This window comes from Pseudoteredinibacter isoporae (assembly GCF_011602085.1).
Classification (GTDB): domain Bacteria; phylum Pseudomonadota; class Gammaproteobacteria; order Pseudomonadales; family Cellvibrionaceae; genus Pseudoteredinibacter; species Pseudoteredinibacter isoporae.
In genome coordinates, this window is sequence record NZ_JAAONY010000001.1 from 1181734 (window position 1) to 1204168 (window position 22435).

17 protein-coding genes are annotated in these 22435 nt (G+C 51.1%); 9 read left to right on the plus strand and 8 right to left on the minus strand.

What is annotated here, in order from left to right; genetic code table 11:
* The first annotated feature begins 64 nt into the window (after positions 1-64).
* Positions 65-1288, plus strand: a complete 1224-nt coding sequence (locus tag G8768_RS05130) for an FG-GAP repeat protein (protein WP_166850322.1) — start codon at positions 65-67, stop codon at positions 1286-1288.
* A 15-nt stretch (positions 1289-1303) separates the two neighbouring features.
* Here the strand turns inward: G8768_RS05130 and G8768_RS05135 are convergent, their stop codons facing one another.
* The 4 genes from G8768_RS05135 to G8768_RS05150 form a co-directional block, all read right to left on the minus strand.
* A complete protein-coding gene (locus tag G8768_RS05135) occupies positions 1304-1666 on the minus strand; it encodes a VOC family protein (RefSeq protein ID WP_166850321.1) in 363 nt (120 codons plus the stop codon).
* Positions 1667-2216: 550 nt separating this feature from the next.
* Positions 2217-3140, minus strand: a complete 924-nt coding sequence (locus G8768_RS05140; RefSeq protein WP_166850319.1) for a winged helix-turn-helix transcriptional regulator — start codon at positions 3138-3140, stop codon at positions 2217-2219.
* 10 nt (positions 3141-3150) lie between these two features.
* Positions 3151-4212, minus strand: coding sequence for a DUF3549 family protein (locus tag G8768_RS05145; protein ID WP_166850318.1), 1062 nt, complete (start codon positions 4210-4212; stop codon positions 3151-3153).
* A 24-nt stretch (positions 4213-4236) separates the two neighbouring features.
* Positions 4237-4707, minus strand: coding sequence for a YchJ family protein (locus G8768_RS05150; RefSeq protein WP_166850317.1), 471 nt, complete (start codon positions 4705-4707; stop codon positions 4237-4239).
* Between the two features lie 179 nt (positions 4708-4886).
* Between G8768_RS05150 and G8768_RS05155 the strand changes: the two genes are divergently transcribed.
* The 6 genes from G8768_RS05155 (at position 4887) to ppnN (ending at position 12749) form a co-directional block, all read left to right on the plus strand.
* Positions 4887-6035, plus strand: coding sequence for a 1-acyl-sn-glycerol-3-phosphate acyltransferase (locus G8768_RS05155; protein WP_166850312.1), 1149 nt, complete (start codon positions 4887-4889; stop codon positions 6033-6035).
* 304 nt (positions 6036-6339) lie between these two features.
* Positions 6340-8469, plus strand: coding sequence for an ATP-dependent DNA helicase DinG (gene dinG, locus G8768_RS05160; protein ID WP_166850307.1), 2130 nt, complete (start codon positions 6340-6342; stop codon positions 8467-8469).
* Positions 8470-8492: 23 nt separating this feature from the next.
* A complete protein-coding gene (locus G8768_RS05165) occupies positions 8493-8849 on the plus strand; it encodes a YqcC family protein (protein ID WP_166850304.1) in 357 nt (118 codons plus the stop codon).
* A 71-nt stretch (positions 8850-8920) separates the two neighbouring features.
* Positions 8921-10024 carry an MFS transporter gene (locus tag G8768_RS05170; RefSeq protein ID WP_166853380.1) on the plus strand — a complete coding sequence of 368 codons (1104 nt, stop codon included), beginning with the start codon at positions 8921-8923 and terminating at the stop codon, positions 10022-10024.
* Positions 10025-10047: 23 nt separating this feature from the next.
* Complete coding sequence (locus G8768_RS05175) at positions 10048-11268, plus strand: multidrug effflux MFS transporter (protein WP_341800973.1); 1221 nt, start codon at positions 10048-10050, stop codon at positions 11266-11268.
* 116 nt (positions 11269-11384) lie between these two features.
* A complete protein-coding gene (gene ppnN, locus G8768_RS05180) occupies positions 11385-12749 on the plus strand; it encodes a nucleotide 5'-monophosphate nucleosidase PpnN (RefSeq protein WP_166850302.1) in 1365 nt (454 codons plus the stop codon).
* Positions 12750-12892: 143 nt separating this feature from the next.
* On the opposite strand, the gene rsgA is transcribed toward ppnN, so the two are convergent.
* The 4 genes from rsgA to argS form a co-directional block, all read right to left on the minus strand.
* Positions 12893-13936, minus strand: coding sequence for a ribosome small subunit-dependent GTPase A (gene rsgA / locus G8768_RS05185; protein WP_166850298.1), 1044 nt, complete (start codon positions 13934-13936; stop codon positions 12893-12895).
* Between the two features lie 290 nt (positions 13937-14226).
* Positions 14227-14643, minus strand: a complete 417-nt coding sequence (locus G8768_RS05190; RefSeq protein ID WP_166850289.1) for a hypothetical protein — start codon at positions 14641-14643, stop codon at positions 14227-14229.
* 307 nt (positions 14644-14950) lie between these two features.
* Entirely contained in the window at positions 14951-15922 is a 972-nt protein-coding gene (locus G8768_RS05195; RefSeq protein ID WP_166850286.1) for an NAD(P)H-dependent flavin oxidoreductase, read from the minus strand.
* Between the two features lie 201 nt (positions 15923-16123).
* Positions 16124-17851 (minus strand): arginine--tRNA ligase, encoded by a 1728-nt coding sequence (argS, locus tag G8768_RS05200; RefSeq protein WP_166850284.1) that lies wholly within the window; start codon positions 17849-17851, stop codon positions 16124-16126.
* Between the two features lie 293 nt (positions 17852-18144).
* Between argS and G8768_RS05205 the strand changes: the two genes are divergently transcribed.
* Both G8768_RS05205 and G8768_RS05210 read left to right on the plus strand, forming a co-directional pair.
* Positions 18145-19260 carry an efflux RND transporter periplasmic adaptor subunit gene (locus G8768_RS05205; protein ID WP_166850282.1) on the plus strand — a complete coding sequence of 372 codons (1116 nt, stop codon included), beginning with the start codon at positions 18145-18147 and terminating at the stop codon, positions 19258-19260.
* Positions 19257-22421, plus strand: a complete 3165-nt coding sequence (locus G8768_RS05210; RefSeq protein ID WP_166850280.1) for an efflux RND transporter permease subunit — start codon at positions 19257-19259, stop codon at positions 22419-22421. The genes G8768_RS05205 and G8768_RS05210 overlap by 4 nt, the downstream gene beginning before the upstream one ends.
* The last annotated feature ends 14 nt before the right edge of the window (positions 22422-22435 follow it).

Sequence of the window (22435 nt, forward strand, 5' to 3'; positions counted from 1 at the left end):
AATCAGAAAAACCTGTGTGCCACAAAACAACCGCTAGCCTTCTAAAATAAGAGGACAAGATTCCATGCGACAAAGATTAACTGTAAAAGCCGCTTTTGTCTTGAGCTTGCTGGTAGCGGGTGAATCTTTGGCGGGGCAGCAGAAGTTGGTCGCCAGCGATGGTCAGGCGGAGGATCAGTTTGGATACAGTGTTGCTATCGATGGTCGTACCGCCTTGGTTGGTGCGTTTAGAGCTGACGAAGGTGAGATTCAAGATTCCGGTTCTGCTTATGTTTATACATTGGACTCAGAAGGTTGGCGTTTCGAGGCCAAGCTTGTGGCCGGTGCACCGCTTGAAGGAGACACGCTTGGCGGGAATTTGGCCCTAAAGAACGACACGGCGGTGTTGGGGGTTATCGGTCGGGATGATGTTGCTGAAAACGCGGGTGCTGTGTTGGTGTTTGAGCGTGAATCTGGCAAGTGGTATGAAAAGCAGTGGTTGATGGCTGCTGATGCAAAAAAGGGTGATTCTTTTGGCCAAAGTATCGCGCTGACAGATAACACTCTGGTGATTGGTGCTCCACGCAGTGATGCGTCAGCAGTGGATTCTGGCTCAGCGTATGTTTACCAGCGCATGAATAATCAGTGGCAGTTTCAGGCGAAGCTTACGGCAAGCGATGGCGCTGAGGGCGATCTTTTTGGCATCAGTGCGACCATTGATGGAAATACCATTCTTGTGGGTGCTGATTTAAACGATGAAAAAGCTGAAAAGGCGGGCGCTGTTTATGCCTTTGTTTATGATGGCACGCAGTGGTACCAACAGGCCAAGCTTATGGCTGAAGATGGTGGGGCTGTGGACATTTTTGGTGTAAGAGTTTCATTATCTGGCGACACGGCGTTAATTTCTGCAAGGCGCGATGATGTTGAGGGTGTTGGGGTTGACGCGGGATCGGCCTATATCTTCGAACGATCAAAGGGTCAGTGGTCGCAGACACAAAAGCTTCTTGCGCCCGATGGTAAGGCTGATGACCGGTTTGGCCGGGGTGTAGCTCTGAAAGGCAACACAGCAATTATCAGCGCTATGCACAACGATGAAAAAGACAATAATGCTGGCGCCCTGTATGTGTACAAGAAGGTTGCCGGTGATTGGGCGTATTCCTCAAAGATTTTGGCCGTTGACGGCATGGCAGGTGATAGGTTGGGTTGGAATGTGGCCCTTTCCGAAGGCCATGCCATTATCGCTTCACCCAATCGAGCGGATAATGGCAAAAACTCCGGCGCCGTTTATATTCAGCGCCTGGTAAAATAGTGCGTTATCCGTCTATTAGTCGGAAAAAACAATTTTATTGCGATCAAGGTCTCTGATATAGGCCGAGAAACGAGGTCCGCGCTGATCAGGCTCGCCTTCGCAAGTGCCGCCCAATTGAAGCGCTTTTTGATGCAAGCGTTTCACCTCGTCAATAGAGCCAACACTCAATCCAACCATTGTGCCATTGCCATGAGTGGCGGGCTCTTCGTTAAAAGGCTTGGCCACGGCAAATGCGGAGTCTTTATCTTCACCTTGCCAAAAGGTCATTCGTTCTGTTGCATAGGTTTGTTTAAATTCCGTTTGTTCAAAAAGTGAATCATAGAATGCTATTGCTGCTTCCATATCATTGGTGCCGAGAACGAAGTAGTTCATTTTCATAGATGGTATCCTTCTTCTAAAGTGATGGGGACGATACCAAGTCGCTCTGACAGGATATGTCAGCAGGATTCAGGCGTGCGTTCTTGCGTCGAGCAGGGTTCGTGTAAGTAGCGCGATTAAAATCAGTGTGCAGTACTTTCTGTTGGTTCTAAACAATGTGTGTGCAGGGATTAAGGCCTTGGCATCATTGGAAGGTGCCATTTTCAATGGCATAGGCGAGCAATAAAAAGATAAAGGATGCGATAAACGAAAAAATGAAGGGGTTTTCTGCGTTCAGGATTTCATAGTCTCTATTCAATTCTTTAAAATTTCCAAAGAACCCCAATGCGCAGGAGAGGACTGATAAGGCCAATATGTATTTGCTCGTCCCCGAAAAGACGAGGTCTCTTCCATATTTTAGATCATAAAATGATACTGTTGATTTTGAAGCAATTACCACTCCAAGCGCCAAGAAGCAGGCACTGATAAACAAATGAATGTATTTTTCTTTATTGTTCATTTTCTATGAATGCGTATATTGGCTTCCTGGTTGAAGATCTACTTTGTACTGTTATTTGATTGACGAAAGCTCATCTGCCCTGGGAACTCCACCACAACATTCGCAAACCAGCTTCTGCTTCAAACTATTCCCGCAAGGCGTATGGACCAACTGACTGCTAACGCTTTCTCCATCGCCCGCCAGAATCCACTGCCGAAGTTCACTGATAAAACGCCCGGCCATTTGTCCTTTTTTGCTTAACTGATAGTTATAACGGGGTGGGTTTTCCTGGTACTGCTCTTTTTCAATCAGCTCTTGTTCCTGAAGCAGTTTTAAACGTGCGTTCAGGGTGCTGGGGGCGATGTTGAGGAGTTTTAGGAAGTCGTCAAAGCGCGATACTTTGAGCAGGTGGGCAATGATAATTAACAAGCACCAGCGATCACCGATAATATTCGCGACGACGCTTTGACCTTTTTTACTGTTGAGTGCGCTGTCTCTTGGGCGTTTGCTTTTTCCGTTGCTGCTCAGGGCGGCTTGCAGTTGGTTGAGTTCCTGCAGTTCGTCTATGCCGTGGTCGCGTTGTTGCCAGGTGATATCTTTATCGTGCAATTCACTGTTGCAGTGTTCGCAAATCAGTTTGGCACGAAATTCATGACCGCATGTTGTGTGTTTCAGTGGCCTCGGTGCTTCGCCGCTCCAGGCGGCTTCGAGTTCGCGGGCCAGTAGTGAGGCGTTTAGTAAGCCCAGGCCGCGTTCGCTGAAGATGTACAAAAAGCGGCGAGGGTGGTCGCTGGGTGTTTTGACGAGAATATTGTGTTCGGTCAGTTCTTCCAGGCGGCGCGTCAGGGTGGCCCGGCTGATGCCGGTGTGTTTTAGAAATTCATCGAAGCGGCAGCAGCCTTGAAAGGCCGCTTGCAGAATACTGAGCGTCCAGCGGTTGGCGATTAAATCCAATCCGTCGGCAATGGTCTGCAAGATATGGCTGGGCGCTTTCATAAACTACGGCTTAGTGTTTTTGTTCGGCTTGGGGTTCAGTGTGTTTGGGCTGGGAGAACAAATGCCCGATGGCCTGGCTGAGCGTCTCTGAGCGATCGGGTGAGCGTATATAGCCCAGCAAGGGTTCGCGCAGTGGAGCCTGGAATAATAATTCCTGCATCACCGCTGCAAAGATATCGTTACCGGCAGCGGCCAAATGCTCTAAAAATACCAAAGCGTATTTTTCGGTGATCAGTTGTTGGCTGCAGCGGCTGCTCAAGCTGACCAGCATTTCCACATCCATAATCACCGGGCTTGAGAGCACCAGATTCAGGGCGGATTCTATGCGCGCATTATCCTGGCAGTGGCTGATGCCGCGTAATAGGGCAATTTGCTCGGCCTTGTCGTCGTTGTTTTCCAGGCGAGAGAGCAAGGCGTCGGCCACCATGCCGTTAATGGCGTGATGCTCAAGGCAGTGGCAAAAGCTGCACAATACCGGGCTGGGCAGCTGGGGAATGGCTTTGCAGATGTCGTTTTGATGATCTAGCCAGCGACAGGCCAGATCGGCCAGGCCTTGAATGCCCAGTTGTTGCCAGTCATCGCCTTCGGGGTGGGCGAAATAATTCAATACAGTGCTCATAAAAGCGCTGTGGGGTTGCTTTAATTGCTGGCTGACCACGGCGTGAAGATTGGCCTGTTTTTCATCGCTGGGTTTGAATACATAGGGATTGCCTTCCAATACGGCGGTTAGTTGCTCGTCTTTTTTGGCGGCTTCCAAATTACTGCTTAAGGCGGTAAGCAGATGCTTTAAAAACTGATCGCGACTGGCCAGGTCGAGTTTGCCCTGTTCATCCAGTGGGAAGCGCAAACACCAGAGCTGAACCTGCTGTTTGCGCTGATCGTCTTCGGGCCAAAAGGCCAAGCCCAGATAAGCATGTTTCAAGTAGGGTTGCGGATAGGCGATGTGTCCATCTTCAAACTGTTGCCATTGGCTTGGGCTGAGTTTGCTGATGCGATGGCCAGCGTCAAACCAGCGACAGTGCACTTTCATGTTTTCAAGTAGTTGATAAAGCGTCGTTACTGAGGCGCTCATGGTGATCTTCCTCTCGCTTACTGGCTAGGCGCAGCAGCGTTTAAATTTTTTGCCGCTGCCACAGGGGCAAGGGTCATTGCGTCCGGTTTTCTTTGGCGCGCTTTTCGGTGTTTGGCCTTCGACATAGAACCATTTGCCATTGATTCTAACGAAGTCGGAAAGCTCGTGGTGTGCGAGCCTTTCCTGACTGCCTTTCGGCCGATAATAGGCAATAAACTCGACGCTGCCTTCCTGATGATTGGGGCCACCCTTGCGGCATTGCAAAACCTGCAGGCCCAGCCAGTCGTGGGATTCGACCCACTGCCGGGTGTCGCTTTCCTGGCCGCCGCTGTGTTGCCAGGTTGCCATCAGATAATCGATATTGGCCAGAACATGGGCCGTATAGCGGGAGCGCATCAGTGCTTCAGCCGTTTTGGCAGGCTGCCCCGCCAGAATCGGCTGGCAGCAGTCTTCAAAACTGGCCTGGCTTTGGCAATAACAATTGCTGGCCGACATGCTGAACCCTCATTTTCAAAAGCCCGGCATTCTATCATGGGAGCGACACAATGGCTTGGCAGGACGCTATAGACGCTGATATCGGCGGCTTTGACATATAGCTTTTGTGGCGCCTTTTCGGTATGTTGGCAGGTTTTGGCCAGCCGCTTGTTGGCCGCTTTTGTTGCTACAGGAACACTATGAGCAAGTTTGACGATATTCGCCCCTATAATGATGCTGAAGTTCGCCCCACTCTGGATAAAATCCTTCACGATCCGGAACTATTACAAGCGATCGCAGCGTTTCGTTTTCCCCGCTTGAGCGGATTGATCGGGGGCGTACTCCGTCCGGTGATCAAGTGGGCGCTGCAGCGTCGCTTGGCCAAGGTACAAAACGTCGAGGATTTCCAGGCTGAAGTCAAAGCCTATATGGATAAAATGATCGACAGCACTTCCCGTGGGCTGACCGTTTCCGGTATCGAGAATCTCGATCCGAATAATGCCTATCTGTTTATCAGCAATCACCGGGACATCGCCATGGACCCGGCCTTTGTTGGCATGGCTTTGTATAACAACGGCTTTGATACGGTGCGCATTGCCATTGGTGACAACTTGCTGACCAAGCCTTATGTGTCGGATTTGATGCGCTTGAACAAGAGCTTTATTGTCAATCGTTCCGCGACCGCGCCCCGTGAAAAGCTTAAGGCGGCCAAGCATCTGTCGAGCTACATTCATCATTCCATCGATGAAGAGAAGGCCAATATCTGGATCGCTCACCGTGAGGGGCGTGCGAAAGATGGTTTGGATGTAACCAACCCGGCGGTGATCAGCATGATTGCGCTCAGCAAGGGCAAGCAACGCAGTCTGAGTGAATACATCAACGAATTGCATATCGTTCCTGTGGCGATCTCCTATGAGCTGGACCCCTGCGATACCATGAAGACCAATGAGCTGTATTGTCAGACTCAAGACGGCGGCTATGAAAAAGATGAGCATGAAGATATCGCCAGTATTGCCCAGGGTATTGTGGGCGATAAAGGCCGCGTGCACGTTGCCTTTGGTGAAGTTCTGCGTGGTGATTTTGAAAATACCGACGACGTTGCCGCCGAGATCGATCGCCAGATTCGTCTGGAATACCGCTTGTTCCCCAGCAATTGCTTTGCTTTTGAGAAGCTCAATAAAAAGTGGCCAATGATCAAAGTTGGCCCCGATTCAATGGATTTCAAAGCCGAAGCTTACAGCGCAGAGCAAGCGGAGTTTGAACAGCGCTTGGCCGAGGTTCCAGAAGATCAGCGAGAGATTTATCTGGCTATGTACGCCAACCCGGTCAGCAATAAACTATCGAAATAGGGCTTTTATTCTTCTGCTTTCCGAAATTCCCAGGGTATGCCTGAAGGGGGCGGAGCCTGAAGCAGAAGCCATATTGCGACATGGAGGTCGCCGTCTAAGTGCCCGGATGGATCGAGCGTATTTCAACTCAAGGGCCTGCCCCTTTGGGAGTGCTCGGGCCTTCACACTGTAGATCCCCGTCAGTGTGCATCGGGGATCCAGCTATTCTCCGCGCCGCAAACCATGTAGAATGCCCTACCTGATATTTATCCAGTAGTTTTGCTCCACTGTAAGCGAAGCCCACAACCAAACGCCATATTGCTCCATGCTCACAAATGATCTCAAGCGCCAGATCCAGGGCGCGTACAGCCAGTTTTTAGAGACCAAAGGTCTGCAGCCACGTTACGGGCAAAAGCTGATGATCGCGGATATCGCCCGCACATTGGGTGGCATCGTGCTGGACGATAATGATCAACGCCATGGCGATGGCCATATCTGCGTCGTGGAAGCGGGAACCGGAACCGGTAAAACCGTCGCCTACCTGTTGGCGGCCTTACCGATTGCCAAGGCGTTGGGGAAAAAGCTCGTAGTCTCCACTGCGACCGTAGCCCTGCAAGAACAGATTGTGAATAAAGATCTGCCCGATGTGCGCAACAACAGCGGCTTGCAGTTCAGTTTTGCGCTGGCCAAAGGGCGTGGGCGCTATTTGTGTTTGAGCAAACTCGACAATCTGCTGCAGCAGGTTGATGCGCCGGTGCCGGTTGATCCCACCCAGGCGCTTTATGAAGAATATGCGAGTGGTGTGGACGAGCAGACCGTTAAAATTTATCAAAATATGGTCGATGCACTCGCCGCCAACGAATGGGATGGCGATAAGGATGCCTGGGCCGACGGCGTGGAAGACGATGTTTGGCGTCGCGTGACAACTGATCACCGGCAGTGCACTGGTCGACGCTGTTCTAATGTGTCCAGCTGCAGCTTTTTAAAAGCCCGGGACAATATTGGTAACGTCGATTGTATTGTGACCAATCACGACCTGGTGTTGGCGGATCTCGCTTTGGGCGGTGGTGCAATTTTGCCCGCGCCGGAAGATGCCATTTATATTTTCGATGAAGGCCATCATCTGCCTGATAAGGCACTGGGACACTTCGCCCATCACAGCCGCATGCTGTCGACTTCAAAGTGGTTAGATCAAAGTAATAAACAGCTGGCGGCCATGTTGGGGCATATTTCCGGAGCGGGTAATGTCGACCGCTTTGCGGAACAATTGCCCGCAGCCATGCTGGATGCCCGGCAGGAACTCGATCGCATCTACCCGGATTTTCAGGCGCTCACCGATACCATCGACGATGACGATCGCCAATTGCGCTATCGTTTTGAAGGCGGCGTAATTCCTCCGGAGCAACGCCAGCAGTGTGAAGAAATTTATCGCGCTTTCGATCGTCTGCAGGATTTGCTGGGAAAAATTGCACGTGAATTGGAAGAGGCCATGGAGGACAGCTATTGCGAAGTTCCCAAGGTCGATTTGGAAAACTGGTATCCCTTGGTGGGCACCTGGCAGGCCAGAGCCGAAGCCAATGCCGCCCTCTGGGAAAGTTTTGCCACACCCGATAAAGAAGGTGTACCACCGACCGCACGCTGGATTACTGTGGTTGAGATCAGTGGCTATATTGATCTGGAAGTTTGCTCCAGTCCGATTCTGGCCTCCGGTACCCTGGCTTATGGTTTATGGAGTCGCTGCTGCGGTGCGGTTGTTACGTCGGCCACACTGACGGCCCTACAGAAATTTGATCGCTTTCGTATGCGTGCAGGAACGCCTGTCGACAGCTGTTATAATTCAGTCCCCAGCCCCTTTGATTATCAAGGCAATGGTTTGTTGGCGATTCCTGAGGAAGCGGCCGATGCCGGGAATGCCATGGCGCATTCCGACAGCATTATTGAATTGCTGCCCAAGTTATTGAAAGAGGAACTGGGCAGTCTGGTTTTGTTTTCCTCGCGTCGACAAATGCGTGAGGTGTTTGAAGGGTTGCCGATTTCCTGGCAGGGCCGAATCTTGATGCAGGGCGAAAAGTCCAAGCAGGAAATTATCAGTGCCCATAAAAAAGCCGTCGACCGTGAAATGCAAAGCGTTATTTTTGGTTTGGCCAGTTTTGCTGAGGGTATCGATTTGCCAGGTTCGTATTGCAGTCATGTGGTGATTGCTAAAATACCCTTTGCGGTGCCCGATGATCCGGTGGAAGCGTCTCTGGCTGAGTGGGTTGAGGCGCGTGGCGGTAATCCCTTTATGGAAATTACCGTACCGGATGCCTGTGTGCGTTTGATTCAGGCCAGTGGTCGTTTGCTGCGTACCGAGTCCGACACCGGGCAGGTAACCTTGTTGGATAAACGCCTGTTGAGCCGTCGATACGGCCAGGCCATTCTGAATTCATTACCGCCGTTTGCACGCCGATTTTAAATCACCGTTAAGGAGTTGAGCTGATGTCCCGCGACGAAAAGCAAGCAGCCGATATGGCGGCCTTATTGCTTGATTTGGAGGCGGCATTGCGTCAGCTCGATCTGTGGCAAGTTGAGCCGCCCAGCGATGAGGCGCTCGCCAGCACGCAACCGTTTTGTATTGATACTCTGGACTTTTCCCAGTGGCTGCAATTTATGTTTATTGCACGCATCCGGTTTATGCTGGATCAACAGGCGCCTTTGCCGGCGGTGAGTGGTATTACCGCCATGGCCGAGGAAGTGTACCGCCAGCAGACACATATTCTGGCAGTGTTGTCGCCGGTGTTAAAAGCGATTGATCACTGCCTTGGGAATGGCATGGAGCAGGAGCGCCACTCGTGAATATAGAATACACAGAGCAAAAAACATTGCAGCAATCGGGGTGGCGTTCTCCATTTGCCTTACTGGCTTTGATGACCGTTGCGATGCCCCTGGCATTTTCGACCTGGTATGCCTTGCTGAATAACTTTGTGGTGGAGCGTGCCCAGTACACGGGTGCGGATATTGGTCTTTTGCAAAGTGTGCGTGAGATTCCCGGCTTTCTGGCATTCACTGCGGTGTTTGTATTGTTGGTGCTGCGCGAGCAACGCTTCGCTATATTGGCTTTGCTAACACTGGGTTTGGGGGTGTCTTTAACGGGCTTTTTTCCAAGCAGTATGGGCCTGTTGTGTACCACGTTTATTATGTCTGTGGGCTTTCACTATTTTGAAACCCTGAAAAAGTCCCTGGCCTTGCAATGGTTGCCGAAAGATCAGGCTCCGGCATTGTTAGGTAAATTGCTGGGTTTGAGTTCGGCCAGTTCGCTGGTGGTTTATGCCTTCATTGTCTGGCAACCGCTTGGCTATGAATCGACCTATTTGCTCGGTGGTGGCCTGTGTATTGTGCTGGCGCTTTTTATGTTTCTGGCCTATCCATTGTTTCCGGAACAGGAGCCCCAGCACAAACGCTTGTTTCTGCGCCGCCGTTACTGGCTGTACTATGCGCTGGTGTTTATGAGTGGTGCCCGCCGGCAGATCTTTATGGTGTTTGCCGGCTTTATGATGGTCGAGAAGTTTCACTACGATGTCAGCGATATCGCGACTTTGTATCTGATCAACCACGCCATTAACAGTGTGATTGCCGCTCCGATAGGGCGCTGGATTAATCGCGTGGGCGAACGTACAGCGTTGAGCTTTGAATACATCGGTTTGATTCTGGTCTTTGTCAGCTACGCTTTTGTGGACAACGCCGAACTGGCTGCAGGCCTGTATATTATTGATCATCTGTTCTTTTCGATGGCGATTGCCATCAACAGTTATTTTCAAAAAATTGCCGACCCGAAGGATATCGCCGCAACCTCGGGTGTGAGTTTTACCATTAATCATATTGCGGCGGTGGTTATCCCGGTGAGTTTTGGCTTGCTGTGGATGACATCCAGTGCTGCGGTGTTCCTGTTAGGGGCAGCCATGGCATTGGGTTCTTTGATATTGGCTCGCAGAATTCCTTCTGCGCCGAGCCCGGGTAATGAAGTGAGATAGGGCACAGAGCCCTTGGAGTAAACGTGTTTAATAAACCCCAAAAGCCTTTGGAGCTGCCAGAGTTTATCGCTCTGATGGCATTGATGACCGCGTTGGTGGCTTTGGCTATCGATGCCATGTTGCCGGCACTCGCACAAATTGGCGATGAGCTGAAGGTGGATAACCCCAATCATGTGCAGTTGATTATTGCTTATTTGTTTTTGGGCTTGGGCGTCGGGCAAATTGGTTTTGGTCCGCTGTCGGACAGTATTGGTCGCAAGCCAACCATTTACATTGGCCTGGGGATTTATCTCTTTGGTTGCTTGTTGTCCATGTTCGCCCAGGATTTTGACACCATGCTGTATGGCCGTCTATTGCAGGGCTTTGGTCTGGCAGCGCCTCGTGTGGTCACGATGGCAATTGTCCGCGATTTGTATAAAGGGCGCGAGATGGCCAGGGTAATGTCGTTTATGATGACGATCTTTATTCTGGTGCCGGCGCTGGCTCCAAGTCTTGGACAGCTTGTATTGTGGATCGCCGACTGGCGCATGATCTTCAGCTCCTTTGTGATTCTGGGGGTGGTGATCTGGTTTTGGTTGGGGCTGCGTCAACCGGAAACCCTGCCAAAGGAAAGTCGTCGCCGTTTTCATATTGTGGATATCGCAAAAGGTTTTACCTTTGTGTTTAAACAGCCAACCGCTATTGGTTATACCTTGGCAGCGGGCTTCGTGTCGGGTTCCTTTGTGGCGTTTTTGGCGACGTCTCAACAGATTTTGGAAATTCAGCTGGGTGGCGGAAAATATTTCCCCTTGCTATTTGCTTGTTTGGCCTTGTGCCTCGGTGTCGCTTCGGTTGTGAACGCTCGCATTGTGGTGCGTTATGGTATGCGTTTGATCAGTCGTCGGGCGATTGCCTGTGTGATGGGGATGGCCTGTTTGTACTCAATTGGCATATTTGTTTTGGGTGAGCCGGGCCTGTTGTCCTTTATGCTGTTCCTTGGCATTTTACTGTTTTGTGTCGGCCTGGTGTTCGGCAATATGAGTTCGGTAGCGATGGAGCCGCTGGGTAAACTGGCCGGAATTGGGGCAGCCGTTGTGGGCTCGGTGTCTACACTGATCTCCTTTGCCCTTGGCGCCTTGATCGGCAGTTATTACGAGGGAAGTGTCTTACCCTTGGTGATCAGCTTTGCGCTCTGTGCTGCCTTGGCCTTGATAATTGTCACGATTGCCGATAGGCTGGAATCACCTCAGGAAGCTCAGCAATAGAGCGAGTAGATGTAAACGAGTACATAATTTAGAAAAAAATATTTAAATTTTACCAATCTCTACCGTCTGTCATATTGATCGCTCATGCTGGCTCTGTATAAAAAGGAGTATTACGTATGAGTGATAAAATCAAATACGCCAGTGTCCGACCGACACGCAGCATGAACCTGCTTTCCCACCGTGAGATGGAAAGCCTTATGGATTCCCACCCCGAAGTGCATCGTTTGTTTCGCGAATGCGCTTTGGCGGTTCTCAATGCCGGCTCGGAAGATGATGATCCGGAACTGTTGCTGAATAGCTTTAAAGACTTCTCCATTGAACTGTCACCGCAATCACGTGGCGTAAAACTGGAAGTTCGCAATGCACCCGCCAGCGCCTTTGTGGATGGCGTGATGATTCGCGGTATTCAGGATCAATTGTTCGATGTTTTGCGCGATATTGTGTTTACCCACAATAAACTCAGTGAGCATGGCAACTTCGATCTCAGCAATGCTGAAGGTATCAGTGATGCAGTGTTTCGTATTTTGCGCAACGCCGGTGTGGTAAAACCCGAACGTATTCCCAATCTGGTGATTTGTTGGGGCGGCCATTCCATTGATCGCCTGGAGTATGACTACAGCAAAAAAGTTGGTTATCAAATGGGGCTGCGTGGTCTGGATGTGGGTACCGGTTGTGGTATCGGTGCTATGAAAGGCCCAATGAAAGGGGCCGCTGTGGGTCACGCCAAACAGCAAATGCACAACGGACGCTATGTGGGCATTACCGAGCCGGGCATCATTGCGTCTGAATCCCCGAACCCGATTGTGAATGAACTGGTGATTCTGCCGGATATTGAAAAACGTTTGGAAGCCTTTGTGCGCATGGCCCACTGCATTATCGTTTTTCCAGGTGGTGCCGGCACCGCCGAAGAGGTGATGTATCTGTTGGGCATTTTAATGCACCCGGATAATCGTGATATCGAAGTGCCATTGATTTTTGCCGCACCGGAAGAAAAGCCTGAGTACTTTGCAGACCTTGATCACTTTATTCGCTTTACTCTCGGCGATGACGCGGCCAAGTATTACGAGATCATCACGGGGCAGCCCGAGCAGGTTGCGCGTTTAAGCAAGCAGGGTGTAGAGCGCGTGAAACGTCAGCGCCGCCGCTCCCATGAATCTTATGTGTATAACTGGCAGTTGGTGATTCCGGAATCCATGCAACAGCCATTTATTCCGAGCCATGAAAATATGGCGGCCCTCGCTCTGAATAAAGATGTGCCAGCGCATGAGCTGGTGGCCAATATGCGCAGCGCCTTTTCAGGTATTGTTGCCGGTAATGTGAAACCGTTTGGTATTGAACAGATTCGCGAGCACGGCCCGTATCAACTGAAAGGGGATGCCGAGATTATGCAGGCGATGGATGCCTTACTGAGAGGTTTTGTCAGCGCCGGGCGCATGAAGTTAAAAGGTGAGTACACGCCTTGTTATGAATTGAGCCATTAAGTTGTTCAATTGAGCGCGTTTAAAAAGGCCCCATCAAACGACAGTATTATCTGCCGTTTGTTGGGGCCTGGTTTATGGTCCTGTAAGTTATGGTTCCATAAGTTATGATTCTGGAAGTTAATAGCGCTAAAAAAGTACGCGCCTTATCGCCCTTTTTTAAACTTGTTGGATTCGTTCAAAACAGAGCGATAATAGCGGCTCAATGAGCGGTCCCTGGCTCTTCTTTCTGCTAAAGAGGCACCATTGTGAGCTTGTTCTCGCATTAGCTTGAGATAGCTTTCCAGGCGACGTGAATCAAGACTTCCGTTTTCGATCGCCTGCTGTACCGCACAACCCGGTTCCGACTCGTGTTGGCAATCCTTGTAGCGACACTGTTCCGCCAGTGTGCTGATGTCGGAAAAAGTTTCCTGTACGCCGCTTTCACAATTGGCCAGTTGCAGTTCCCTCATGCCGGGTGTGTCGAGTAAAACACCGCCATTCGGCATTGGGTGTAAAGAACGCGACGTTGTTGTGTGCCGACCCTTATCATCGTCGTCCCTGGCGCTTCCGGTTTGTTGTGTGGACTGCCCAAGCAACGTATTCACCAATGTTGATTTGCCAACACCGGATGAGCCAAGAATGGCGACGGTGTTTCCGGACTTGCACCAGGGCATTAAGCTTTTTACGCGGCTGAAATCCAGCGCGTTCACGGGCTCTACCACAAGGAATGGATCCAGTGTCTGGGCCTGCGTTACATACTGCTCCGGGTTTTCGCACAAATCCGATTTTGTTAACACCACTACCGCTTCGGCACCGGCCTCTTTTGTCAGGGCGAGGTATCGCTCGATTCGATTTAGCGAAAAATCGCGATTCATCGCGCTCGTAATAAATACCGTGTCGACATTGACAGCAATCAGTTGCTCGGAAAGCTTGCTGCCCGCTGATTTTCGTGAAAACAGTGAGAGTCGATCCAATGCGCGATAGAACCTTCCATCTTCGTACAACAGAAGCCAATCGCCAACCGCTAAGGTGGGCATTGCGTTTGTGAGAGTCAGCTTTCGTTGGCCAAGTTCTGTAATGAGTTCGAGGTACGAACGATGTTGAGCGATAACTCGCGCGGCCAAATAGTCAGAGCTTTCCGCGAGGGTGAGTTGTTGTTGGAAAAAGGGTGACCATCCCCATTGGGACAGTGAGAAACGTGTAGTCATAAGAACCCCTGACGCATACCTGGGTTGCGTCCAATCGATGATTCAATAGGGGCGGTGATGCCCCGGTTTAGAAACCGGGCAGAAAAATAAGCCTAAGCGAATTTCAGCGAACTGCCCGGAAGGTTTTGACTACAATCATGATTACCCTCCAGTGTGATATTGGTTCTTTCGAGCCGCAAATCTATCAAAAACCGTTCGCTTGTCAAGCGCCATCACTTCATCGGGCGCGAGGTTAAACTCTCGTTCTGATGAAGTGATGGCCGCCGTGAGGTTGGGAGCGGAGACAGAACTCAGCTTTTGCCGAGCTTATTGTCTAGAGCCAGCTGATCGTCTTCCTTGTACAGAAGCATAATCAGTGTGGCAAAAAATACGGTGGTGGATGGGAAAAACAAAGGTTTTGGATCGGCTGCCAGATACATGCCCAAAGGATCAAGAATGTACTGCCAGATAGCAAACAAACCAAAGCCAAGAATAAGCGCTTGTGCCGGGTAGGCGTACTTACGGAACAAGCCCAATATAACCAGCAGGCCCACAACGATTTGGCCAATGCCCATCAACAAAACAATTTCATCCGCACTGACCAGGCCGCCGTAATATTTTTCAGAAACGCCTTTTGCTTTGTCGGGTGCTCCAATTTTTATTGCGCCCCACAGCAATAGTAATAAGCCCGTTGACACACGGGTACACAGTAAAGTCCACGCTTTCATAATTTTATCCGCGACAAATTTGTGGTTGTAAGAATTGTTAACCCGCGAAGTTTTGCCGAGCTTAAGACTCTGCGCAAGGCTTTATTTAGACTCAAAATGAATGAGCATATGGCGAAAACAAGTGACGAGAAGGGATGAGAAAATTGTGATAAATACGTGATGATTTGGGGGCTCGGGCAAGTCCAGAATAAAACTGCCCGAACCGATGGGACGCCGCCCTTCATACCCCAAGGTAGCTATAAAGCCCCCTTCCTGCTTTATAGCCCCCATCGGCTTCGGGCGACTTTACATACTTTTATGTGCTCCTTTAGCCCTGCAAGGCGTTTAATCGCGCCAGGGCTGCTTTGTATTCTCGACCAAGTTGTTCAATGAATTCGCCCGCCGGACGCACTTCCTTGATGGCGCCAATACCCTGGCCACAGCCCCAAATATCGCGCCAGGCTTTGCTCTTCTGATCACCACCGGAACCAAAATTCATTTTCGAAGGATCGCTTTCTGGCAGATCATTCGGGTCCAGACCGGCCGCTTCAATAGACGGTTTCAGATAGTTGCCGTGAACACCGGTGAACAAATTACTGTAAACAATATCTTCGGCGTCGCAGTCGGTGATCATTTGTTTGTAGCGTTCATCGGCATTGGCTTCGGTCGTGGCGATAAAACTTGAGCCGATATAACCCAGATCGGCACCCATCGCCTGAGCTGCCAGAATGGCATCTCCAGTTGCGATGGAACCGGATAGCAGCAGCGGGCCATCAAACCATTGACGAATATCCTGGATCAGCGCCAGTGGTGATTGTACGCCCGCGTGGCCACCGGCACCGGCCGCAACGGCGATCAGGCCATCAGCGCCTTTCTCAATCGCTTTTTTGGCGAAGGTGTTGTTGATGATGTCATGCAGGGTGATGCCGCCGTAAGAATGGATGGCTTCGTTCAGCTCTACGCGTGCGCCCAGAGAGGTGATGACGATAGGTACTTCGTACTTAACGCACAGCTCCAGATCTTGATCCAGGCGATTATTGGAGCGGTGTACAATCTGGTTTACCGCATAAGGCGCGGCTGGCTTGTCCGGGTTTTCCTGATTGTAGCGATCCAGCTCTTCGGTGATGTGGATTAGCCACTTTTCAAATTCACCTTCCCCACGGGCATTCAAGGATGGGAAAGAGCCCACCACACCGGCCTTACACTGGGCCAGAACCAGATCCGGGTTGGAAACAATAAACATGGGTGAGGCCACTGCGGGGACCGATAAGCGACCTTTAAGAATCTCGGGTAGTGCCATGGGAATTTATCCTTTGCCAAAAATCAGAGCTTATAAAACCCCAGGTGAGAGTGGTTCGCAATGGCCAGATGCGCCATTGCCTTGGCAAAAAATAATAAAAATGGTCAAAAGTGAAACATGGAGGGGCAATGGGGAAGCTGAGGTGGGGACCGTGGTAAATTCGATGGGAATAAAAAACCCGGCCTGGGCCGGGTTTCTGGTTTACATCTTTTCCATCGTTTCGATGCCGAGCAGATCAAGACCGGTCCGCAAAATACTGGCGGTGGCGGCACAGAGCTGGAGGCGGCTCATCTTGTCAGCCTCGCTTACTCCGTCTTTCAGGATTGGGCAGGCTTCGTAAAACTTCATGTACAGGCTGGCTGCCTCATAAAGGTAGGTGCACAGAATGTGTGGGTAGGCCTCTTTGGCCACCTGTTCAATGGCTTCCTCGAAACGCAGCAGCTTTAAGGCCAGTGCCTGTTCTTCCGGGGCGTTGAGTTGCAGCTCGGCATTGATGTCATCAGCGCTCACTTCGGCACGACGGAAAATGCTCTGAATACGTGCGTAAGCGTATTGCAGGTAAGGTGCGGTATTACCTTCGAAGCTCAGCATGGATTCCCAACTGAAAATGTAATCGTTGGTACGTGTTTTGGATAGGTCGGCGTATTTCACCGCGCCGATACCCACCTTGCGACCAATCTCGGCGCGCTCGCTTTCGTTCAAGTCAGGGTTCTTTGATTCCACCAGTGCCGTTGCACGCTCAACCGCTTCTGTCGTCAGGTCAGCCAGTTTAACGGTACCACCACTGCGAGTTTTAAATGGTGTGCCGTCTTCGCCCATCATGGTGCCAAAGGCGTGGTGTTCAAGGCTGACATCGTCACTGACAAAACCGGCTTTTCGACCCAGCGTGAAAACTTGCTTCATATGCAGAGACTGACGAGCGTCGATAAAATACATGATGCGATCGGCTTTCAGTTCGCCTACGCGGTGACGCATTGCGGCGAGGTCGGTGGTGGCATAAAGATAGCCGCCGCCTTTTTTCTGGATAATGACAACAGAAGGATTGCCTTCTTTATCAGCCAGTTCCTGCAGGAATACCACTATCGCGCCGTCGTCTTCCACGGCCAGGCCCTGTGCTTTTAATTCGCTGACGACATTGGCGAGGTCATCATTGTAAAAGCTCTCGCCTTTCACATCGTCGCGCTTCAGCGTCACGCCCAGTGCTTGGTAGAGTTCTTCGCCGTGTTCCAGGGAAACGTCACGAAACTTCTCCCACAGCTCCAGCAATTTGGCATCACCGCTTTGCAGCTTTACCACATAGTCACGGGCTTTATCCGCAAATGCGGGGTCATCATCAAAATGTTTTTTCGCCTGCTGATAAAACTGTTCCAGATCTTTCAAGGCCATGCTGGCGGCCTGGTTTTGTCCCAGTTGTTCTTCCAGTTCGGCGGTCAGCATGCCGAACTGGGTGCCCCAGTCGCCGACATGGTTTTGGCGAATAACGCTGTGGCCCATAAATTCGAGAACGCGAGCTAAACTGTCACCGATGATGGTGGAGCGCAGATGACCAACGTGCATTTCCTTCGCCAGGTTTGGTGAGGAGTAATCAACCACGATGGTTTGGGCGTCGTCGTTATGGCGCGCTTTGCTGTCTTGCTGTTTAAGCTGCTCAGCCATCCATTCCGGGCGCAGGTGAACGTTGATAAAGCCGGGGCCAGCAATTTCGGTTTTGTCGGCCATGTCGTCAAGCGTCACTTGATCCAGAATCTCCTGGGCAATATCACGTGGCTTGCGACCCATGGCTTTTGCGGCGCCCATGGCACCATTCGCTTGATAGTCGCCAAATTGCGGGTTTTTGCTGGGCGCAACATGGGGCGCGCAGTCCGCAGGAATGCCGGCGGCCAACATGGCTTGGGCAAAACGCTGGTTCAGGATTTCACGGATATTCATAACTCGTCCAAGAGGGCAAAAAAGAAAGGCGAGATTGTAACTTGCGGCTATATAGATGCAAGCCAGAGCGTTGCAAAAGTCAATCCTTCGGGCCTTTATCAGCATGTGCGAATATGCATTCGAAAATTGCATAAATATGCCTAAAATGCCGCGATTATCTTTATCTCTGCTAGAATTAGAGGGTTTTGAAACGCTTTACATTTATTGGCTTGCGGTTTCGCTTGCTGGCGCTAAATTACTAGCCTCAAACTTATTACCCTTCTTTTTTATGTTGATGCTCTTGGTTCATTAGTATGCAGAGTCTAAGTTCCCTATGGGAAAGTAAAAATTATCGCATCGCTTCGGTTATTGCCGTCCTGGCTGGACTGTGGATGTTATCGGGTCTGGTGGTGAGCTCGGATTCCGAGGAAACCCAGCGCGAGGTCAAAGCCGAAGACAAACTGACCACGGTTCAGGTTCAGCGCTTGAAAAGCGAACCTTACGCCTTGCAGGTTCGAGTTCGTGCTCGCACCCAGGCCCATCGTATGGTGGATGTTCGTGCGGAAGTTGAAGGCCGTGTGGCCCAGCAGCCGGTGGTTAAAGGTGCCCAGGTGAAGATTGGCGACACTATGTGTCAAATCGCCATGGAAGATCGCAAGCTGCGTTTGGATGAAGCCAAAGCGGCTGTGCAGCAGGCGCAGTTGGAATACGATGGCGCACTGCGTTTGAAGTCTGGCGGCTACCAATCCAAAACCGCCATTGCTGGTGCGAAAGCCCGTTTACAGACGGCAAAAGCGAATTTGCAACGCAGCGAACTTGATTTACAAAATCTGCAAGTTAAAGCGCCGTTTGACGGTGTTGTGGATTTGCGTCCGGTTGAGCTGGGAGACTATATGCGCAAGGGTGACACCTGTGCCCGTGTGATCGATTTAGACCCTCTGGTATTGGCCGGTCAGGTTTCTGAAACCGATGTGGCTCGCTTGCAGGTTGGTGGCGAGGCGCAGGCCAAGTTACGCACTGGTGAGCAGGTGACCGGTCGCATCCGCTATATCGGTCGTGAATCCGATACCGTCACTCGCACCTTCCCAATTGAAGTTGAAGTGCCTAACGCCGATGGCAAATTGTTGGCGGGCATTACCAGTAAACTGGTGATTCCCGTAGGCTCGGTTGAAGCTTTCCACATTCCCGCTTCGCTGCTGACCCTGGACGATGATGGTCAGGTTGGCGTGCGCATTGTGGATGAAACCAAGGTCGTGCAGTTTTATCTGGTCGAGATTATTGGTAACGACGATGACGGCGTTTGGGTTTTGGGCATTCCAGAGTCATCCCTGCTGATTACGGTCGGTCAGGAGTATGTGGCCAAGGGAGAAAAAGTCGCTTACAAATTTGCCGGCGGAGCTAAGGCAGAGGAGCAGGCGGCCAGTCTATGAAATTTCTCGATGTAGCCGTAGGTCGCTTCCGGAGCACCTTGTGCATATTGTTTTTGATCGTGCTGGTAGGCATGTTTTCCCGCGACAAAATGGCGGTGGAAATGCAGCCGGACGTCAGTCTGCCGTTTGTGATCGTTTCTGTTTTTCAGGAAGGTATTTCTCCTGAAGATGGTGCGCGCTTGTTGCTGCGCCCTCTTGAGCAGGAGTTACGCACACTGGAAGGTTTGGAAGAACTGAACGGTACCGCGCGTGAATCCACCGCTTATATTTTGGTGGAGTTTGAATCGGATAAAGACATCAAACTGGCGGTCACCGAAGTTCGAGAAGCGGTTGATCGGGCGAAAGCCAAGTTGCCCACAGAAGCTGAAGAACCTGTTGTTGAAGAAGCCTCGGCCAGTGATTTTCCGGCCATTGTGGTGACTTTCCGTGGTGACGTTTCCGAGCGTACTCTGTTTAAAACCGCTCAGGACTTAAAGCGCCAATTTGAGGGCCTGCCGGATATTCTCGAAGCCAATATGGTTGGCCATCGTGAGGAAGTGGTTGAGGTAATCATCAATCCCGACCAGCTTGAACACTATGGCATTACCAGTACTGAGTTAATTAATGCGGTCATCGGCAACAACTTGTTGGTGCCGGCCGGTGAACTGGACAGCAGTCAGGGCCGCTTCGCAATTAAAGTACCGGGCCTGATTGAAACCGCTCAGGACGTTTACGGGATTCCGATTAAGTCCACCGCCGATGGTGTTGTGACCCTCGGTGAGGTAACGGATATTCGTCGCACCTTTAAAGACCCGAACCGTTTCACCAGTGTGAATGGTGAAAGCGCAATTGCGGTTGAGGTGACCAAGCGTCGCGATGCGAACCAGATTGCTGTTACTCGAAAAGTTCAGGCCATTGTTAACGAAAACGCGGGCAATATTCCCAAAGGCGTAACCGTTGAATACATTCTGGATCAATCCGATTTTGCCCTCGGCATGATTGGTGAGATGGAAGGTAATATTGTTACCGCGATGTTGCTGGTAATGGTTATTGTTGTGGCGGCCCTGGGTTTCCGCTCGGGTTTGCTGGTTGGCCTGGGAATTCCGTTCTCCCTCCTGTTTGCCATCATTATCATTTCCTATATGGGCTACACCTTTAACTTTATGGTGATGTTCGGCATGTTGCTAGCCCTGGGTATGCTGATTGATGGTGCCATCGTAATTACCGAATTTGCCGATCGGAAAATGGCCGAAGGTTTGAGCGCAAAAGCGGCGTATCAGATTTCGGTGAAGCGCATGTTTTGGCCGGTTGTCGCCTCTACCGCAACAACATTGGCGGCCTTTTTACCATTGATGTTCTGGCCGGGTGTTGCCGGTGAATTTATGGGTTACTTGCCCACAACGGTATTCGCAGTACTGACCGGTTCATTACTGTACGCTTTGTTGTTCGCACCTGTGCTGGGTTCATTGATGGGCCGCAGTGAAATGGAGCAGGACGTTCAACAGTACCTGCGCAAGCTGGAAACCGAATCTCCAACAGAAGTTCAAGGCGTTACCGGGGCGTACGCTCGTTTGCTGACTACCCTGTTGCGTCGCCCTGTGGTGATGTTCGGTGTGAGCTTGTTTACGCTGGTTGTAATTTTTATGGCCTACGGTGCAGGTAACGCCGGCGTGGAATTCTTTACGGAAACCGAAGAGAAGTATGGCCAGGTGGCGGTGCGTGCTCAGGGTAATTTATCCGTGGAAGAAGTACGCGATATCGTACAGGAAGTCGAACGCCGAGTGATCGCAACCCCGGGTGTGATTTCAACCTATTCTGCCAGCGGCAGTGGTGGTACCCAGGGTGGTGGCGCACGTCCTCCGGAAAAAGATCAGGTAGGTACCTTGTTGGTTGAGCTGGATGACCCCCAGAAACTGACCAAGCGTACCCGTGAAGTATTTGCGGACATCAATAAAAACACCAAGGATATTCCCGGTGTGATCGTAAGTGCGAACGCCTTTGAAGGTGGCCCGCCGGTGGGTAAGCCGATTCAAATTCAGATTTCCTCGCATAACCATGACAAATTGGTGGCAACGGCGCGTCGGATTCACCACGCTCTGGATACCGAATTTGAAGGTTTGCGCGATGTCACGGACACCACGCCATTGCCAGGCATTGAGTGGGAGTTGAAAGTGGATCGCTCCCTGGCGGCTCAGATGGGTGCCAATATTGTTGAAGTCGGACGTGCGGTTCAGCTGGTTACCAACGGCGTGAAGGTGGGTGAGTACCGCCCTGATGACGCCGATGAAGAAGTTGATATCCGCGTGCGCTATCCGGATGCCGAGCGAGGCATGATGGCCCTCGACGATTTGCGCGTGAATACCAACTCGGGCTCTACGCCAATCTCCAGCTTTGTGAGCCGAGAAGCTCAGCCCAAGGTTGATAAGGTCAAGCGCGTGGATGGTATCGAAATCATGATGGTGCGCGCCGATGTTCAACCGGGTGTGTTGGCGGATAACAAGGTGAAGGAAATCGAAGCCTGGTTGGCCGAGCAGCCGAGGGATTCTGAAGTGAAAGTGGAGTTCCGGGGTGCCAATGAAGAGCAAAACAACTCGGCGGCTTTCCTGTCGGTTGCCTTCTCGTTGGCCCTGTTCCTGATGTTTGTATTGCTGGTGACTCAGTTTAACAGCTTCTATCAGGGCTTCCTGATTCTGTCAGCGGTAATCATGTCCACTGCAGGCGTGATGCTGGGACTGTTGATTACCCAACAGACTTTCAGTGTGATTCTGACCGGGGTGGGTATTGTGGCTCTGGCGGGTATTGTGGTGAACAACAATATCGTTTTGATCGATACCTACAATCATGTGCGCCAGCAGGATTCTGAGCTGACTCCGGCGGAAGCGGTGGTGCGTGCTTGTGCCCAGCGCTTGCGTCCTGTTTTCCTGACCACGGTAACCACGGTATTGGGTTTGTTGCCGATTGCCCTGGGTATGAGCGTGGATTTTGTGGGCCGCGAGATTGTTACCGGTGGCGTGATTGCTTCCTTCTTCGTACCACTGGCCAGTGCCGTTGTGTACGGTCTGGTATTCTCTACGATTCTGACCCTGGTAGTGACCCCGGTACTGCTGGTTTTACCCCAGCGAATTGTGTATCTGGTTCGTCGCTATTTTTTACCTAATGGGCGAAAAGGCCAGGCGGTATAAATACTCTCTGAAAA

Excerpts from the sequence above, each read along its gene's own strand:
- G8768_RS05190 (WP_166850289.1), bottom strand. The coding sequence starts at position 14,643 with ATGAAAGCGTGGACTTTACTGTGTACCCGTGTGTCAACGGGCTTATTA.
- G8768_RS05145 (WP_166850318.1), bottom strand. The coding sequence starts at position 4,212 with ATGAGCGCCTCAGTAACGACGCTTTATCAACTACTTGAAAACATGAAA.
- ppnN (WP_166850302.1), top strand. The coding sequence starts at position 11,385 with ATGAGTGATAAAATCAAATACGCCAGTGTCCGACCGACACGCAGCATG.
- G8768_RS05155 (WP_166850312.1), top strand. The coding sequence starts at position 4,887 with ATGAGCAAGTTTGACGATATTCGCCCCTATAATGATGCTGAAGTTCGC.
- G8768_RS05210 (WP_166850280.1), top strand. The coding sequence starts at position 19,257 with ATGAAATTTCTCGATGTAGCCGTAGGTCGCTTCCGGAGCACCTTGTGC.
- rsgA (WP_166850298.1), bottom strand. The coding sequence starts at position 13,936 with ATGACTACACGTTTCTCACTGTCCCAATGGGGATGGTCACCCTTTTTC.
- G8768_RS05170 (WP_166853380.1), top strand. The coding sequence starts at position 8,921 with ATGACCGTTGCGATGCCCCTGGCATTTTCGACCTGGTATGCCTTGCTG.
- argS (WP_166850284.1), bottom strand. The coding sequence starts at position 17,851 with ATGAATATCCGTGAAATCCTGAACCAGCGTTTTGCCCAAGCCATGTTG.
- G8768_RS05205 (WP_166850282.1), top strand. The coding sequence starts at position 18,145 with ATGCAGAGTCTAAGTTCCCTATGGGAAAGTAAAAATTATCGCATCGCT.
- dinG (WP_166850307.1), top strand. The coding sequence starts at position 6,340 with ATGCTCACAAATGATCTCAAGCGCCAGATCCAGGGCGCGTACAGCCAG.
- G8768_RS05135 (WP_166850321.1), bottom strand. The coding sequence starts at position 1,666 with ATGAAAATGAACTACTTCGTTCTCGGCACCAATGATATGGAAGCAGCA.
- G8768_RS05150 (WP_166850317.1), bottom strand. The coding sequence starts at position 4,707 with ATGTCGGCCAGCAATTGTTATTGCCAAAGCCAGGCCAGTTTTGAAGAC.
- G8768_RS05195 (WP_166850286.1), bottom strand. The coding sequence starts at position 15,922 with ATGGCACTACCCGAGATTCTTAAAGGTCGCTTATCGGTCCCCGCAGTG.
- G8768_RS05165 (WP_166850304.1), top strand. The coding sequence starts at position 8,493 with ATGTCCCGCGACGAAAAGCAAGCAGCCGATATGGCGGCCTTATTGCTT.
- G8768_RS05130 (WP_166850322.1), top strand. The coding sequence starts at position 65 with ATGCGACAAAGATTAACTGTAAAAGCCGCTTTTGTCTTGAGCTTGCTG.
- G8768_RS05140 (WP_166850319.1), bottom strand. The coding sequence starts at position 3,140 with ATGAAAGCGCCCAGCCATATCTTGCAGACCATTGCCGACGGATTGGAT.